This window comes from Akkermansia sp. JRP_AM1 (assembly GCF_049262625.1).
GTDB classification, from domain to species: Bacteria; Verrucomicrobiota; Verrucomicrobiia; order Verrucomicrobiales; family Akkermansiaceae; genus Akkermansia; species Akkermansia massiliensis.
This window is the reverse complement of sequence record NZ_CP118234.1, coordinates 1,000,391-1,014,636: the sequence shown is the minus strand read 5'-3', so window position 1 is coordinate 1,014,636 and position 14,246 is coordinate 1,000,391. Positions and strand designations below refer to the sequence as shown.

Genomic DNA, 14,246 nt, shown 5'->3' with positions numbered 1-14,246 from the left:
GGATGGGATGGAATCAGGGCCATGAGCCGTCAAACACGGCCAGTTGGCGTTGAAGGGTTTTGATTTTCTCCCGGCGTTTCCGGAAATTCCGGCCCGGAGAGACGGGGAGGCTCCATTGGTGGTGGCGCAGCCGGGAACGGAAGGCGCGCGTGAATTGCCGGTACAGGGCGCGCAGCTCCCTGCGGAAAGCCGGAGTTTGCCGGGCAAGGGGCCACCAGAGGGCGAGATACAGGCGGTGGTAGATTTTTTCCATATCCGGCGGCAGCCACGGCTTGTAATCACCCACCAGGTGGAAAAGCTTCCAGGAACGGCTTTCAAACAGGGCCGGAGCTTCTTCAAACTCGGTGCCGGAGATGAGGTCCGCCATTCCCGCATGGTGCAGCTCAAACTGGAAGTGGTAATTCCAGCGGAGGGGCAGCGGAGCAATGCGGCCGTGAAAGACAATGTTGATAATGTCCTGGTCCACGTACGGAAAGGAATCCGGATGGGCCTCAAGCAGCCTCAGCAGCCTGTCTTCCGTTTCCTGCTCCCTCATCTGGACCAGGTCCATGACCATGACCCCGGTATTGCAGTACAGGCGCGGATTCGTTACCCCCATGCCGCTGATGTATTCCAGATGGTCGGGAAGGCGGCCCGTACTGATGCTTTGCAGGACGGCGTAGTCCCGGACGGCGCCTATCGGCGCGCCGTGCAGGTCCGCATCGTAAAGTTCGGCCACGTCTCCATTCAGCAGCACGTCCACGTCCAGGTAAACCACCCTGTCGTGCCGGGGAACAGGGCGGCGGCCAGCAGGCGTCCATATGTGAGGGGGGAGAACCGTCCGCAATCCCTGTGCTGCAGAATGCGAAGCAGCCTCTCCGGAAGCCTGCAAAACCCCAGCGAGACGCGGGGATAGCTGGAAACGGCTTTTCCCAGTTCCTTCATCTGCTCTTCCTCCAATCCATGATGAACGATATGGAGTTCATAATTCCGCCGCGGATCGGAATGCACGCAAAGGGAGCGTATCGCCACGGCCAGCGGGATGAGCCAGGAGGAAGTGACGGCGAACATGACGGAAACGGGAGGTTCCGCCATGCCGGATAAGGGAGAGATAGTCGGCATAAAAGGAATTCAACAGGTCATGAAGAAGAATGGGAAAAGCTGAAAGCGTTTCCGGTGCCTGCCGGGAATTCCGGTATAAAGGTAGTTGGGAGAAAGGTCTTGTTTTTCATGGCGGAGATGAATACCGGAAGAGCTGTTGAAACAGGGAAAACGGGCATCCCTGTTCCGGCGTTCCGTTATTCTCTGCATGGGACATTCCCGGCGGTGAAAACGCTCATATTTTGTTTGGGCATCATACGAATTTCAAATCCGGGGTCAAGGGCCGATTTTCATACCAAGGAGCTTACGTTGCGTGGCCCTTCCTCGAGGGGAAACCGTTTTCCCCGGAAAAAGCCTTCCGGAATTACGCAACGGAAACCTGGACCGCGGCAAGCCTCTCAGCCGTTGAAATGCATGCATTCCGTCAGGACGCACTGGCTTTCAGGAAAGAGAGTTCGCTGCCTCCCGGTTTGGCTTCCGGAAGCCGCAAGCGTTTACGGCGCTCCAAACGGTACGGGAATCATTCCATATTAATCCATGACGGATTTGAAATCCGTTTACATAGGGTTTTCTTGGTATGAGCGCGGCTGTTTCCATCATCGTCCCCTGTTATAATGTAGCTCCTTATCTGGATAAATGCATGGAAAGCCTAACTCTCCAGACGCTGGGGGACCTTGAGATCATTAGCGTGAATGACGGTTCCGGGGACGATACCCCAGCCATCCTGCGCGCATGGGCTGAAAGGGATGGCCGCATCCGGGTGGTGGACCGGGAAAACGGCGGCCTTTCTGCGGCGCGCAATACCGGCATGGCCCTGGCTGGCGGGGAATATATCGGCTTTGTGGACCCGGATGATTACGTGGAACACTCCATGTATGGCCGCCTGCTGGAAAAAGCCCGCAGGAGTGATGCGGATGTGACGGCCTGCGGCTATACCGGTTTTTCCGACCGTGACGGTTCCATACTGGAAAAATGGAGCCTGTCACCGGAAGAAGGAGTGGAAGAGAATGTACAGGCATGCGTTTTTCAGGAAAATGCCGTATGGAGAAGGATGGCCGCCGTGGCATGGAACAAGCTTTACAAGAGGGAATTCCTGGAAAGGAACGGCCTCCGCTTTGAGCCCCGCTTCCGGCAGGGGGAGGACGATGCCTTCTGGCTGATGGTGCTGGCCCACGCTACCCGGCTGGCTGTGATTCCGGATCAATTATACTGGTACCGCCGCCAGAGGAAGGGCGCCATCTCCCTGGCATGGGAGGAGAAGGGGTGCCCGTTGCCCCTCGTTGCGGACCGTCTTCTCCATGCCACCGCTTACTGGAAAAAATGCGGCTGGCTGGAATCCGGCCTGGAGCGCGGCTGGGTTCTGCATGCCCTCTGGTACTACCTGCTTGTCCATCTGGTGCCTGCGCACAAGCCGCTCCCACGTCTGACTGCGGGGGAATGGGCGCAGCTGCACGGCCAGTTCCGGGAATGGTTCTCCCTGGTAGAAGGCACGGAGCGGTTGCAGGGTCTTGACAAATGGGAAACAGCTTTTTGCCGCCTGCTGGAACGACCTGCGGAACGTCCCGGCTTGCTGTCCCGCATCTTGTGGAAACGCCTTTCCCTCCGCAAAGGGCGCCGCGGTCGCTATTACGCTCTCCGTCTGCTTCTGGCTTCCTGCGGAGGTAAAACCCATAGCTGATGCACCATGTCCGTTTCCATTATTGTTCCGTGTTACAATGTGGCCCCGTATGTGGAGGCCTGCCTGGACAGCCTGGTGAACCAGAGCTTGCGGAATATTGAAATCATCTGCGTGAATGACGGTTCTACGGACGTGACCCCGGCTCTTTTGGACGCATGGGCGGAAAAGGAGGACCGCATCCGCGTCATTCACCGTGAAAACGGAGGGCAGGCGTTGGCGCGGAACCTCGGAATGGATATGGCCGGAGGTGAATACGTGGGTTTTGTGGATCCGGACGACTATGTGGAACCTTCCATGTTTGCCCGCCTGGTGGAGGAAGCCCGCAGGCATGGCGCTGATGTGACAGCCTGCGGCTACACCAGCTTTTCCGACGGAGACGGCTCCGTGCTGGAGGAACTGAGCTGGTCTCCGGCTCCGGGCGTGGACAAGGGGGTGCAGTCAGACGTGATGCGAACGAACTCCGTCTGGGAGCGGATGGACGTGGTGACATGCAACAAGCTGTACCGGAGAGATTTTCTGGACCGGCACGGTCTCCGTTTTGAAACTTCTTTCAGATCCATGGAGGACGACGTCCTCTGGCTGATGGTGCTGGCCCATGCCACGTGCCTGGCTGTGATACCGGACCGCTTGTATTGGTACCGCCGCCAGAGGCACGGCTCCGTCTCCCAGATGCTGGAAGCGCAGGAACGTCCCCTCCTGCTGGTGGCGGAACGGCTGCTGCATGCTACGGAGTATTGGAAAAAATGCGGCTGGCTGGAATCCGGCCTGGAGCGCGGCTGGGTACTCCGGGCTCTGAGGCATTATCTTCTGGTCCGGCTGCTGAATCCGGGGCAGCCCCTGCCGCAGTTGAGTGAGGAGGAATGGGGGCGCCTGCGCGGCAAATGCCGGGAATGGTTTGCCCTGGCGGGGGAAGCGGAAGCGTTCCGGACTCTCGGCAAATGGGACTTTGAGCTATGCCGGATGCTGGCTTCTCCGCCGGAACATCCCGGCTTCCTGTCCCGTGCGTGGTGGAAGCTTCTCTCCCGCTGCCGCGGACGGCGGGGACGTTACTACAGGCTTAAAGGGAAGCTTTCCTCTTGCGGCGGTGGGAAATAGCTTCCCGGCGGACTGGTTCTTAACATTCTGCGCATCGTTGGGGCTTGCGGGAACGCCTGTGTTGAAGTAAGGTAGCCGTTGCGGGAAAAGGCGCGGGCATCATGAATCATGGTTTCCGCTGGTTTTTCCCATGAAAAACTGAATGATACTCCCGATTTCTCTATGGATGGTACTGTTTCCATTATTTTACCCTGCTACAACGTTGCTCCTTATCTGGATGAATGCCTGGAAAGCCTGGTCCGGCAGACCTGGGAAGACCTGGAAATCATCTGTGTCAACGACGGCTCCACGGACGATACGCCGGCCGTACTGCGCGGATGGGCTGAAAAGGACGCCCGCATCCGGGTGATTCACCAGGAAAACGGGGGCGCCTTTTCCGCGCGCAATGCGGGGCTGGATGCGGCGGCGGGTGAATACATCGGCTTTGTGGATCCGGATGATTACGTGGATACCTCCATGTATGCCCGGCTGGTGGAAACCGCGCAGCGGCATGGTGCGGAGGTGGCGGCTTGCGGATATACCTCCTTTTCCGAAGAAGACGGCACGGTGATGGAAGACGCCGGGCACGCGCCGGAACCCGGATTTGAACCTGATGCCAAAAAATCCTGTTTCAGCGGTGAGTCCGTATGGCTCCGGATGGACGTGGTGGTATGGAACAAGGTGTACAGGCGTTCCTTTTTTGAAGAAAACGGCCTGCGCATGAAACCAGGGTTCCGCGGCGGGGAAGATGACATTTTCTGGCTGACGGCGCTTCCCCACGCGTCACGGCTCGCAGTCATTCCGGATCAACTGTACTTTTACCGCAGGAAAAGGGCCGGATCCCTTTCCGACGTCTGGGACCGGGACGGATGGTTTTACTCCATGAACATGGACCGTCTGGAATATGTGACGGCCTACTGGGAAAAAATCGGCTGGCTGGAATCTGCCGTCAGGCAGGGCTGGCTGGCCCATATCATGAAGCGTTATCTGCTGGCTCACGTCACCTCCGCAGAGGAAATCTTCCGGCGGCTGGATGAAGAGGAACGCAGGGGACTGGCGGCGCGTTACCGCAAATGGTTGAAAGGCGTGGAAATCGGTCCCGGCTTTGCAGGACTGAACAAGTGGGACCGCGCGTTCTGCCGCCTGCTGGGTGCGGAACCGGTAAAGCTCGGTCCCTGCGCGCGTCTTCACAGTACCCTGATGTCGGCATGCAGCGGAAGAAAAGGGCGGTACCACCGTCTTAAGCTCCTGTTATCCGGATTATCATGAAGACCGCCGTTTCCGTCATTGTCCCCTGTTACAACGTAGCGCCCTACGTGGACGAATGCATGTCCGGCCTGGCGGAGCAGACGCTGGGTCCCATGGAAATCATCTGCGTGGATGACGGCTCCACGGACGGGACGCTGGAGCTTCTGTACAGGTGGCGGGAAAAAGACAATCGCCTCCGGGTTATCAGCCAGTCCAACGCCGGAGTGTCCGCGGCCCGGAATGCCGGGCTGGATGCCGCGGAGGGAAAATACGTGGGCTTTGTGGACCCGGATGACCGGGTGGACCGGAGGATGTTCTCGCGCCTGCTTGGCGCCGCTGAAAAGAATGATGCGGACGTCGTGGTGTGCGGTTGCCGGGAATTCGTGGAAAAAGACGGTGTGGTCGTCCATGAGGGCGGCTGGTCCCCGGATGATGAATTTTATCCGGAGGAACGGGTGGAGCAATTCCGCCGCGGTTCCGCCTGGTGCCGGTGCGTGGGTCCCGTATACAACAAACTGGTCCGCAGAAGCCTGGTGGAAGAACATTCCCTCCGTTTTGTGGTGGGCTTGAAGGAAGGGGAGGACCTGGCCTTCCTGCTGATGCTGCTGCCCTTCGCACCCCGGCTCCGGACCCTGTCGGACCGTTTTTACCATTACCGCAGGGAACGTCCCGGCTCCGCCACGTATGGACGGGACTTGCTGCTGGGCGACTTCCGCATGGACCTGCTGGGCATGGACCGGGTGGCCCGTTTCTGGCAGCGGCACGGCCTGCTGGATTCCCCCGCCGTCTTCGGGCTGGTGGACTACTACATGGAATTCATCCGCAGGCACTTCATCATGAAAGAAGGGGCCTTCTTCAAGGCGTCGCCGGAAGACCGGGAAACCCTCCTGTCCGGGTGGAAAAAATGGCTGGAACTGGTGGGCGGGGAGAAAGCCCTCTCCCGGCTGGACCGGTGGGACCAGGCGTTCTGCCGCCTTCTGCTGGACTATCCCCTCCAGGGCAATTTCTTTTCTTCCCTGCGTGCCCGCCTGATGTCATCCCGCAAAGGACGCCGGGGGGCTTATTATACCCTGAAAAGGCACTTGGCGAGGTGAGAGGGAAAACCCTTCTTCCCTCGGTTTTTTGGTGTGGTATGAGACCGTGAAGGAGCCGGAATGCTTTCCGGAATCCTACAGGCCCGTGTAGCACATCTGCTCCTTGAGCTGGGCTACCTGGAGGTCTTCTCCCAGGTATTCCCCGATGCAGTAGCCGAAGAGCGTGGCGGCTCCGGGACCGTTGGCGGTGAGCATATTGCCGTCCAGCACCACGTTTTCATCCTTCACGATGTGGGCTCCCGCCTCATTGAGTTCCCGGTAGACGTCCTGGGCCGGGTAGGCCGTAACGTTCTTGTCCTTGACCAGACCGGCTTTCGCCAGAACGATAGGGGCGGCGCAGATGGCGGCCACCAGCTTGCCCGCGGCATGCATCTTCTTGACCAGGTGGATGACTTCCGGCGTGTCGCGGAGCACCCAGGCGCCTGCGCCGCCGGGCAGGATCAGGGCGTCCAGCTTGTCCGCATGGAGCTTGTCCAGCATGGTGTCCGTGGTGACGGTCACGTCATGGGTGCTGACCACCTTGTCAGACTGCACGCCGGCCAGCTGCACGTCAAAGTTCAGGCGGCGCAGGATGTCCAGCGGAGCCATGAGTTCGATTTCTTCAAATCCGGGGGCGGCGAGGATGGCGGCTTTTTTCATGGTTAATGAGACAAGGGGAGGGAATGGAACGTTCAAGGAAAAGGGGGCAGGATGCCGGCAGCCCTACAGGAGAAGCAGGACCGGATTTTCCAGCAGCGTCTTGAATTCGGCGGCAATTTTGGACGCCTTGCATTCCGGCAGGATGTTGGCGTTCACGTACAGGGTGACGGGCAGGATGAGCTTGGACACGGGGCGTCCCGCTTCTATGCCCGTTTTCGGCGTGGTGCCGCCGATGCTGATGATGCTGTGGGGCATTTCCGGGAGCACGGTGCGCTGGGCTTCCACGTTCACGCCGCTGTCGCAGAGCAGGATGTTGGGCGTGATGCTGCCCGCGGGGGCGGCCCTGCCGCGGGGGCGGCCAGCCGTTCCATGGCGATGTTGTAAATCGTCTTGCCGGAGGCGTTTTCAATAAAGACGTATTTTTCCCCCTTGTCCAGCACCATGAGCAGTTCTGCGGCGGAGTCTCCCGCCAGCCATTCCGGCTCGCTGATGCACGCTTTCACCGCGGCGCGCACCACGTAGTCAAAGAGGCTGTAGCGGCCGCCGATGAGTTTTTCGCACTGGACGGCGATGGGCGTGCTGATGGCGGCCAGGTAGGCCATGTTCGCCTCCAGGGAGTACAGGTAGAAATTATCCACGCGCGTGGCGTGGCGCGTGTCCCGGGGCGCCAGCGGGGTCTGCACCCGGCGGGCGGGGCCGTCTGCGGGGCGTATGGAGGCGCGCACGTCCGCGGCCATGATCTTGCCGCGTGGTCCGGTGCCGCGCAGGGTTCCGGCGTTCAGCCCGGCTTCCGCGGCCAGCCTGGCGGCCAGCGGGCTGCATTTGACGGGCGGGCACGGAGGGCAGTCGCAGGAGGCGGCGCCGAATTCCGACTGAAGCAGCGCAATGGGAGCGCCCACCGCGGCGGAACCGCCTTCCGGCACCAGGATTTCCATCAGGGTTCCGTCCTCGCATGCCTGGAGTTCCACGTGGGCCTTGTCCGTCTCGATGTCGGCCAGATGGTCGCCGACTTCTACGAAGTCTCCTATCTTTTTGACCCATCTCAGGACGATTCCTTCGTGCATGGAGTCGGACAGGCGGGGCATTTCAATGGTAATAGCCATGGAGGTGAATGTTGAACGTTGGAATACGGTAAGAGGGGGATGGCGCGCCGGAAGGGTTTCCGTCCCGTCCGGCGCGCGGGTGCGCGGTTACGCGCTGTATTTTTCCACGCCGTCGATGAACACCTTGCAGGTGTTGAAGTCATCGTCCAGCAGAACCATGTCTGCCGTGAAGCCGGGGGCGATTTTGCCCAGGCCTTCCAGGCCCAGGGACTGCGCCTGGTTCCAGGAGGTGGATTTCACCAGGTCGCTGAGGGGCTTGCCGGTCAGGCGGTGCACGTTTTTCAGGCCGTGGGCGTATTTGAGGGTGCTGCCGGCCAGCGCGCCGGATTCCTGCAGGCGCGCCACGCCGTCCTTCACGATGATGGGTAGGCCGCCCAGGTCTCCGGGGCCGTCCGGCATCCAGGAGCAGGCCAGGGAATCCGTAATCATCATCATCTGGTCCGTTTCCTTGTTCTTGAACACGGTCTTGAGCATGTCCGCGCAGAGGTGGATGGTGTCGCAGATGATTTCAATCTTGATTTCCCTGTCCAGCAGGCCGGAGCCCACCAGGCCGATTTCACGGTGGTGCAGGGGGGACATCTGGTTGCAGTAGTGGGTCAGGTGCACCAGGCCCGCGGATTTCGCCTTGTTGAAGTCCGCATGGGTGGCCGCGCTGTGCCCGGCGGAGCAACGGATGCCGCTGGCCGTGGCTTTTTCAATGAATTCCACGGCTCCGGGCATTTCCGGCGCCAGGGAGACCAGCAGAACCTTGGCGATGGAGTTCAGGTTGGCTACTTCATCATAGTCCGGCTGGCGGACAAAGGCGGGATTCTGCGCGCCGCAGCACTTGGGATTGATGAACGGCCCTTCCAGATGGATGCCGGGCGTCTTGGCGAATTCCTGGTTCTTCATGTATTCCGCCACAGAGGCGCACACGTCTTCCAGCACCTTGGGAGACAGGGTGAGGGTGGTCGGCAGCCAGGAGGTGACGCCTTCCTTCATCTTGCATTCCGCAATGGTGCGGAGGCTTTCCAGCTTGGCGTCGCAGGTGTCGCAGCCGCCGGCGCCGTGGCTGTGGATGTCAATGAAACCGGGAAGGAGCATGCGGCCTTCCGCATCCACCACCTTGTCTGCGGCGGGGAGTTCGCTCCCGGCGGGATAGACGGCGGTGATGGTCTTGCCTTCGATTTCCACGGCAGCCCCGGGCAGGTCAATGCCGGGGGAGATGATGCGTGCGTTTTTAATGAGTGTTTTCATAAAAATGAATGGTTGGTGGATGGATTTTTAGAGTCGCTTGATGATGAATACGGGGTTGTTTCATGCCGTTTTTCCGGAAATGACGAGCCACGACCATTTGCGGCAGCGGGGACAGCGGGCAAAGTTCCTTTTCCTGCCTGCCGATTTGTAAAGGATGCCGTATTTCCCGAAGGGTTCCTCCAGGCCGCAGCGGTTGCAGCGGATGGTCCATCCGGGCGCTTTTTTTCCCATTTGGCGACGTTCTCCGGCGTGGCCTCCACTTTCTGCGGAGTGAAGACCTGGTTGATGAACCGCCTGAGAATATTCATGCCGTTGATTGCTCCCGGTTTATTTGGCGGCGTCCAGCGCCTTGTTCCACTGGGCCACGCGGGCGGCTTCCGCCTTCAGCACGGCGGCCGCGGCGTTCTTGTCCAGAATGCGGATGTCCTTGATCTTGTCTCCCCGGACGATGGAGTTGACGATGGCCTGGCCTTTCAGCACCTTCCCGAAAACCGTATGGCGGCCGTCCAGATGAGGCGTGGCAACGTGGGTGATGAAGAATTGGGAGCCGTTGGTGCCGGGTCCCGCGTTCGCCATGGAAAGCACGCCGGGGCCATCATGCTTGAGGTCCGGGGAAAACTCGTCTTCAAAGCTGTAGCCGGGGCCTCCCATGCCCGTGCCGGTGGGGTCGCCGCCCTGGATCATGAAGTCCGGAATCACGCGGTGGAAGGAGATTCCCTTGTAGTAGCCCCTGTTGATGAGGTTCAGGAAATTGGCTACGGTGACGGGCGCCTTGGAGGGGTAAAGGGCCAGTTCAATGTCCCCCTTGGTGGTGGAGATGACGATATTGACGTCCTTGAGGCCAGCAGTGGATGCCGCAGAGGCGGTGAAGCCCGCCAGGGCGCACAGGGAACACAACAGAAGGGTAAGATACTTTTTCATAGCTTCTTGTTTTCCCCTATGTTGCCTGAATAAAAGCGGGTTTGCAAGTAAATCGCGCGCCCTGACGGGAGAATGGCGCAGGGTGCGCGGAAGGAGGGAAAGGTTTTTCTTTAAAAGGAGGATTTTTAAAGATTACTGCCTGATTGCCAGTACATTTTATCTTGCGCCCGGCGCCACGCGGGAAAAACGGAAGATCACCCACGCCATGCCGAGGCTCAGGATTCCCATGACGACGAATTGCCAGGAGGGGGGAATCACCAGCATCATGGCGTATTGGAATCCGACGGCCATCAGTCCCAGCACGCAGTCCACCAGGTTGCCGGCGGCAATCATGTCCCCGCGCTTGTCGTTGTCCGCCCGGTCCTGGAAGAAGGCGTTCAGCGGCACCAGGAACAGTGCGGCGGAGATGCCCGCCGCCATCAGCAGAGCATAAAAGACCGTGGAAGTCATGGAGACCGTAGAGAGGGCCACGCAGCTCAGCGCCATCAGCGCGCCTCCCGCCACGGAGACGTTCATCCGGATGTGGCGGCGGCAGATCAGGGAGGCCAGGATGCCCCCCAGCACGGTTCCTCCGCTCATCCAGGCCATCAGCACGGCTCCCACGGAGCTGAAATCGTCGCTGCCGCCGGAGATTTCCTTGGCCATCTGGATGGTCATCAGCATGATCGTGCCGCCGAAGAACCAGAAGTAGCCGATGCCCATCTCGCTGACGCGCAGGTTGCGGTTTTTCCACAGCTTGCCCAGTTGGTGGAAGTGTTCGTAAAACAGGGACCAGGAGAAGGGCCGGAAACCCTCCGGAGCGTACCGGGGCAGGTAGAAGCTGGAAATCGCCACGGGAACGGCCATCAGCAGGAACACCAGGCAGGGGAAGGAGGCGGCATACCAGCCGTCGTTGAGGCCGGAGGGTTTCAGCCAGGCGTCAAACCACTGGAAGAAGCCTTCCCCCAGCCAGTGGTGCCAGACGGTATCCGTGGAAGGCTCCAGCAGGTAGCGGAACCAGACGAAAACGCCGATCTGGCCGATGAGCAGGCTGAGGATGGAAGCCATTTCCACAATGCCGCTGGCGAACCCCATGCGGGAGGTGCCCACGATGTCCTTGACGATGCCCTTCTTGGACGGGCTGAAGATGGTGGCCTGCACGGCAAAGACGCAGAACCACAGGATGGCCCCGTCCAGGTTATGGGTACGCAGGCTCCAGTACATGCCCGCCAGCACGCAGATCTGGAGCAGCGCCATGGACTGGATGATGCGCGCCTTGCAGAAACGGTCCGAGAGCCAGCCGACGAACGGGGAAAACAGGATGAAGGGCAGCACGATGATGGCCCCAAGCGGGTATTCCAGGTCTCCCTGCGTGCCGTACAGCCAGACGCCCAGGGGAATGAGCAGGAATTGCGCCCCCTTTTCATTAAAGGAATTCTGCGCCTGGATCAGCACGAGTCGCCAGAAGGCTCCCCATGGAACCTTGCCGGCGTTTCCGGGCGTATGGGGGCTGGGGTTCATGAAATTACAGGTTGGGCTCCTCCGCTTTTTCCAGTCCGGAGCCGCGGAACAGGCACAGCACGCCGATGACGGCCACGAGCAGGACGCTGCAGACCAGGGAAGCTTCATAACTGAACCCGCACATTTCCGGGCTGGAGAACAGGTACTGGAGCACCACCAGGCTCAGGAAGGCGGCGGGAACGGCGGCCGTCCAGCAGCAGCGGTTTTTGCTGCGCAGGTAAATGGAGACGGCCCAGAGGGTGGCGGCGGCCAGGAGCTGGTTGGCCCAGCCGAAGTACTGCCAGATGATGGCGTAGTCCATGCTGCTTACGGCAATGGCTGCGGCAAAGAGGGGGATGGCGATCATCAGGCGGCGGCTCAGTTGCTCCTGGTTCAGCTTGAAGCAATCCGCAATCATCAGGCGCGTGACCCGCAGGGCGCCGTCCCCCGTGCTGATGGGGAGGATGACCACGCCGACCATGACCAGGATGGAGCCGACGTGGCCCATCCAGGATTCGGAAATCATCTGGATGGCCAGCGCCGGGGCCTTTCCGTTGGCGGTAGCCGCTCCCAGGGCTTCCGGGGTGCCGTAGAAGGTCAGCGCGGCGGCCGCCCATATGAAGGCGATGATTCCTTCCGTAATCATGGCTCCGCCGAAGACGGGCAGTCCTTCCTGCTCCGTTTTCAGGCAGCGCGCCATCAGCGGGGACTGCGTGGCGTGGAAGCCGCTCACCGCTCCGCAGGCGATGGTGATGAACATCACGGGGAAGAGCGGGAAATCCGCCGGGTGGCGGTTATGGAAGAAGTCCAGGTCCGGGAGCACTTCCATAGAAGGAATGTGCATCCAGTACGGCATGAATTCCGCAAAGGGAGCCAGGAGCATCACGCCCAGAATGCCCACGACCATGATGATCAGGGCGACGGAGAAAAGGGGATACACCTTTCCCATGATGGCTTGGATGGGAAGGATGGTCGCCAGAAAGTAGTAGCCGAAGATGATCCACACCCATGCAGAAACGCTCCAGCCAGTCATGGGGGCCAGGATGGCGGCGGGGCCCACGGCGAAGACGACGCCCACCAGCACGCTGAACACGATGCAGACGGCGCGGCTGATCCACTGGGCCTGGCTGCCCAGGTAGCGGCCCAGGATTTCCGGCAGGTTTTCCCCCTTGTGGCGCAGGGAAATCATGCCGGAAAAGTAATCGTGCACCATTCCGCCGAAGATGCAGCCGATGACGATCCACAGGAGCGCGGCCGGCCCGTACAGCACGCCCATGACGGCGCCGAAGATAGGGCCCAGCCCCGCAATGTTCAGCAACTGAATCAGGAACACGCGCCAGCGCGGCATCACCACGTAATCCACGCCGTCCGTGCAGGCCACGGCGGGAGTCTGCCGCGAGGCGTCCGGCCGGAAAATCTTTTCCAGCACCCGCCCGTAGGTGAAATAACCGGCCGCCAGGATCAATATCCCCAGAATGAAGTAGCAGTAACCGTTCATGTTGGAAAAAGGTCCAGCCATCTCATGGACAGGCTGTCCGTTCGGGGAACTTAACTGTTCTCCTCTCTTCTGGCAAGCCGTTAGTGAAAGAGAAAAAAATACGGAACGGATTGCCAATCCGAAAAAGAAATCCGATGTGCCATTTTTATGCATAAAAATCTGGCATTAGGAATTTTACAACGATTTAAAATTCCCAAAAAAGAAACTCTCATCAGAAAACGCCCCTGGGCGTTTATCTTCCTAAACATCTTGTTTTTATCATTTATTGTTGACTTCGGATTGGCAATCCGCTAAGGGATAAAGGTTGCTTTCATCCAACCTCTCCTAGTTATGAAGAAATCATTGATAATCATTGCCTCCCTGACTTTTGGAACAGCAGTTTCCCAGGCTGCGGTGTTGTGTTCCACTACTTTTAACCGGACCGGCACTTCCCTGGATACCGTCACGGTGAACACGACATCCGATGTAGGGCTCACTTCCTCCACCTCGATCAGTTCTGACGATTTCAGCAAGAGCACCTCGGGCAATGACCTCCTGGCCTCAGGTTCCATTCCGGCCTCCGTGTTTTCTCCCAATGCCAATGTGGGAGGCGCCGGAAACAATACATGGAGCGTTTCCTTCACATTCACCAATACCGGTTCCCACGACATGCTGATATCTTCCATTGACTTGTCCATGGTCGGGTTCACGGGTGCGGGGGCTGCCCAGAATGGCGGTGGCGGTATAGCCAATAATGGTTATGTGGGCGGATATGAAGGCAATTTCAACAAACCTGTCGATATGACTCTCTCCATTGACGGGCAGCCGGACCAGACGCTGACCTATAACGGTTCCACCGCCGCCAATGGTTCCACCGGCGCATGGACCGGCATTCATACGGGAAGCCACACGTACGATGATTTTCTGCTGAAAGCCGGGGAATCCCTGACCATCACCATCACGGCTTCCAATAACAGCGCTTATAACAAGGGCTGCTTTGCCGGGCTTTCGGGAATTCAGATTAACGGTGATTTGGTGGTTCCCGAACCTGCCACGGCCTCCCTGGGTCTTCTGGGGCTGGCTGCGCTGATGATGCGCCGCCGCAGACTTTAAGTCCATGCTCCTGAAACATTTGATCAAGCCGTCCGTTTTTTGAAATTGGCGGCTTTTTTATTTTCAGTTAGCAGAATCTAACACTTTTTAATATTTAATATCAG

The 14,246-nt window shown here is 59.3% G+C and carries 15 protein-coding genes; 5 read left to right on the top strand and 10 right to left on the bottom strand.

Translation table 11 applies throughout. The features are described 5' to 3' along the window. Positions 1 to 13: 13 nt before the first annotated feature. Both PVA48_RS04765 and PVA48_RS04760 read right to left on the bottom strand, forming a co-directional pair. Entirely contained in the window at positions 14 to 757 is a 744-nt protein-coding gene (locus PVA48_RS04765; protein ID WP_423232319.1) for a glycosyltransferase family 8 protein, read from the bottom strand. Next, positions 727 to 1,101, bottom strand: coding sequence for a hypothetical protein (locus PVA48_RS04760; protein WP_423232318.1), 375 nt, complete (start codon positions 1,099 to 1,101; stop codon positions 727 to 729). Before PVA48_RS04760 ends, PVA48_RS04765 begins: the two co-directional genes overlap by 31 nt. A 556-nt stretch (positions 1,102 to 1,657) precedes the next feature. Here PVA48_RS04760 and PVA48_RS04755 point away from each other — a divergent pair. The 4 genes from PVA48_RS04755 (at position 1,658) to PVA48_RS04740 (ending at position 6,174) form a co-directional block, all read left to right on the top strand. Further along, positions 1,658 to 2,758, top strand: a complete 1,101-nt coding sequence (locus PVA48_RS04755) for a glycosyltransferase (protein WP_102728590.1) — start codon at positions 1,658 to 1,660, stop codon at positions 2,756 to 2,758. 6 nt (positions 2,759 to 2,764) lie between these two features. Further along, the gene (locus PVA48_RS04750; RefSeq protein WP_102728591.1) at positions 2,765 to 3,853 is read left to right on the top strand and encodes a glycosyltransferase family 2 protein; all 1,089 of its coding nucleotides are present in this window, start codon (positions 2,765 to 2,767) and stop codon (positions 3,851 to 3,853) included. Positions 3,854 to 4,015: 162 nt separating this feature from the next. Further along, positions 4,016 to 5,101, top strand: coding sequence for a glycosyltransferase (locus tag PVA48_RS04745; RefSeq protein ID WP_164917403.1), 1,086 nt, complete (start codon positions 4,016 to 4,018; stop codon positions 5,099 to 5,101). Continuing rightward, a complete protein-coding gene (locus PVA48_RS04740; protein ID WP_046437702.1) occupies positions 5,098 to 6,174 on the top strand; it encodes a glycosyltransferase in 1,077 nt (358 codons plus the stop codon). Before PVA48_RS04745 ends, PVA48_RS04740 begins: the two co-directional genes overlap by 4 nt. A 75-nt stretch (positions 6,175 to 6,249) precedes the next feature. On the opposite strand, the gene PVA48_RS04735 is transcribed toward PVA48_RS04740, so the two are convergent. The 8 genes from PVA48_RS04735 to PVA48_RS04700 all read right to left on the bottom strand — a co-directional run bounded on the left by PVA48_RS04735 (position 6,250) and on the right by PVA48_RS04700 (position 13,050). After that, complete coding sequence (locus PVA48_RS04735) at positions 6,250 to 6,813, bottom strand: DJ-1 family glyoxalase III (RefSeq protein ID WP_046437700.1); 564 nt, start codon at positions 6,811 to 6,813, stop codon at positions 6,250 to 6,252. Positions 6,814 to 6,876: 63 nt separating this feature from the next. Beyond that, positions 6,877 to 7,104, bottom strand: coding sequence for a hypothetical protein (locus tag PVA48_RS04730; protein WP_423232317.1), 228 nt, complete (start codon positions 7,102 to 7,104; stop codon positions 6,877 to 6,879). Then, entirely contained in the window at positions 7,101 to 7,916 is an 816-nt protein-coding gene (locus PVA48_RS04725; protein WP_423232316.1) for a biotin/lipoyl-containing protein, read from the bottom strand. Before PVA48_RS04725 ends, PVA48_RS04730 begins: the two co-directional genes overlap by 4 nt. Positions 7,917 to 8,003: 87 nt before the next feature. After that, a complete protein-coding gene (gene nagA, locus PVA48_RS04720; protein WP_102728594.1) occupies positions 8,004 to 9,152 on the bottom strand; it encodes an N-acetylglucosamine-6-phosphate deacetylase in 1,149 nt (382 codons plus the stop codon). Beyond that, positions 9,149 to 9,460 carry a hypothetical protein gene (locus PVA48_RS04715; RefSeq protein ID WP_423232315.1) on the bottom strand — a complete coding sequence of 104 codons (312 nt, stop codon included), beginning with the start codon at positions 9,458 to 9,460 and terminating at the stop codon, positions 9,149 to 9,151. The genes nagA and PVA48_RS04715 overlap by 4 nt, the downstream gene beginning before the upstream one ends. Positions 9,461 to 9,479: 19 nt before the next feature. Next, complete coding sequence (locus tag PVA48_RS04710; protein ID WP_180972172.1) at positions 9,480 to 10,073, bottom strand: peptidylprolyl isomerase; 594 nt, start codon at positions 10,071 to 10,073, stop codon at positions 9,480 to 9,482. Positions 10,074 to 10,229: 156 nt separating this feature from the next. Continuing rightward, the gene (locus tag PVA48_RS04705; RefSeq protein ID WP_180975213.1) at positions 10,230 to 11,573 is read right to left on the bottom strand and encodes an MFS transporter; all 1,344 of its coding nucleotides are present in this window, start codon (positions 11,571 to 11,573) and stop codon (positions 10,230 to 10,232) included. A 4-nt stretch (positions 11,574 to 11,577) separates the two neighbouring features. Then, complete coding sequence (locus tag PVA48_RS04700; RefSeq protein ID WP_022396920.1) at positions 11,578 to 13,050, bottom strand: carbon starvation CstA family protein; 1,473 nt, start codon at positions 13,048 to 13,050, stop codon at positions 11,578 to 11,580. A 330-nt stretch (positions 13,051 to 13,380) separates the two neighbouring features. Between PVA48_RS04700 and PVA48_RS04695 the strand changes: the two genes are divergently transcribed. Further along, on the top strand, positions 13,381 to 14,142 hold the full coding sequence (locus PVA48_RS04695) for a PEP-CTERM sorting domain-containing protein (protein ID WP_022396919.1): 762 nt from the start codon (positions 13,381 to 13,383) through the stop codon (positions 14,140 to 14,142). Positions 14,143 to 14,246: the final 104 nt, after the last annotated feature.

Coding starts and splice junctions, on each gene's coding strand:
- PVA48_RS04700 (WP_022396920.1), bottom strand. CDS start 13,050: ATGAACGGTTACTGCTACTTCATTCTGGGGATATTGATCCTGGCGGCC.
- PVA48_RS04740 (WP_046437702.1), top strand. CDS start 5,098: ATGAAGACCGCCGTTTCCGTCATTGTCCCCTGTTACAACGTAGCGCCC.
- PVA48_RS04745 (WP_164917403.1), top strand. CDS start 4,016: ATGGATGGTACTGTTTCCATTATTTTACCCTGCTACAACGTTGCTCCT.
- PVA48_RS04735 (WP_046437700.1), bottom strand. CDS start 6,813: ATGAAAAAAGCCGCCATCCTCGCCGCCCCCGGATTTGAAGAAATCGAA.
- PVA48_RS04705 (WP_180975213.1), bottom strand. CDS start 11,573: ATGAACCCCAGCCCCCATACGCCCGGAAACGCCGGCAAGGTTCCATGG.
- PVA48_RS04725 (WP_423232316.1), bottom strand. CDS start 7,916: ATGGCTATTACCATTGAAATGCCCCGCCTGTCCGACTCCATGCACGAA.
- PVA48_RS04760 (WP_423232318.1), bottom strand. CDS start 1,101: ATGCCGACTATCTCTCCCTTATCCGGCATGGCGGAACCTCCCGTTTCC.
- nagA (WP_102728594.1), bottom strand. CDS start 9,152: ATGAAAACACTCATTAAAAACGCACGCATCATCTCCCCCGGCATTGAC.
- PVA48_RS04715 (WP_423232315.1), bottom strand. CDS start 9,460: ATGAATATTCTCAGGCGGTTCATCAACCAGGTCTTCACTCCGCAGAAA.
- PVA48_RS04695 (WP_022396919.1), top strand. CDS start 13,381: ATGAAGAAATCATTGATAATCATTGCCTCCCTGACTTTTGGAACAGCA.
- PVA48_RS04750 (WP_102728591.1), top strand. CDS start 2,765: ATGTCCGTTTCCATTATTGTTCCGTGTTACAATGTGGCCCCGTATGTG.
- PVA48_RS04755 (WP_102728590.1), top strand. CDS start 1,658: ATGAGCGCGGCTGTTTCCATCATCGTCCCCTGTTATAATGTAGCTCCT.
- PVA48_RS04710 (WP_180972172.1), bottom strand. CDS start 10,073: ATGAAAAAGTATCTTACCCTTCTGTTGTGTTCCCTGTGCGCCCTGGCG.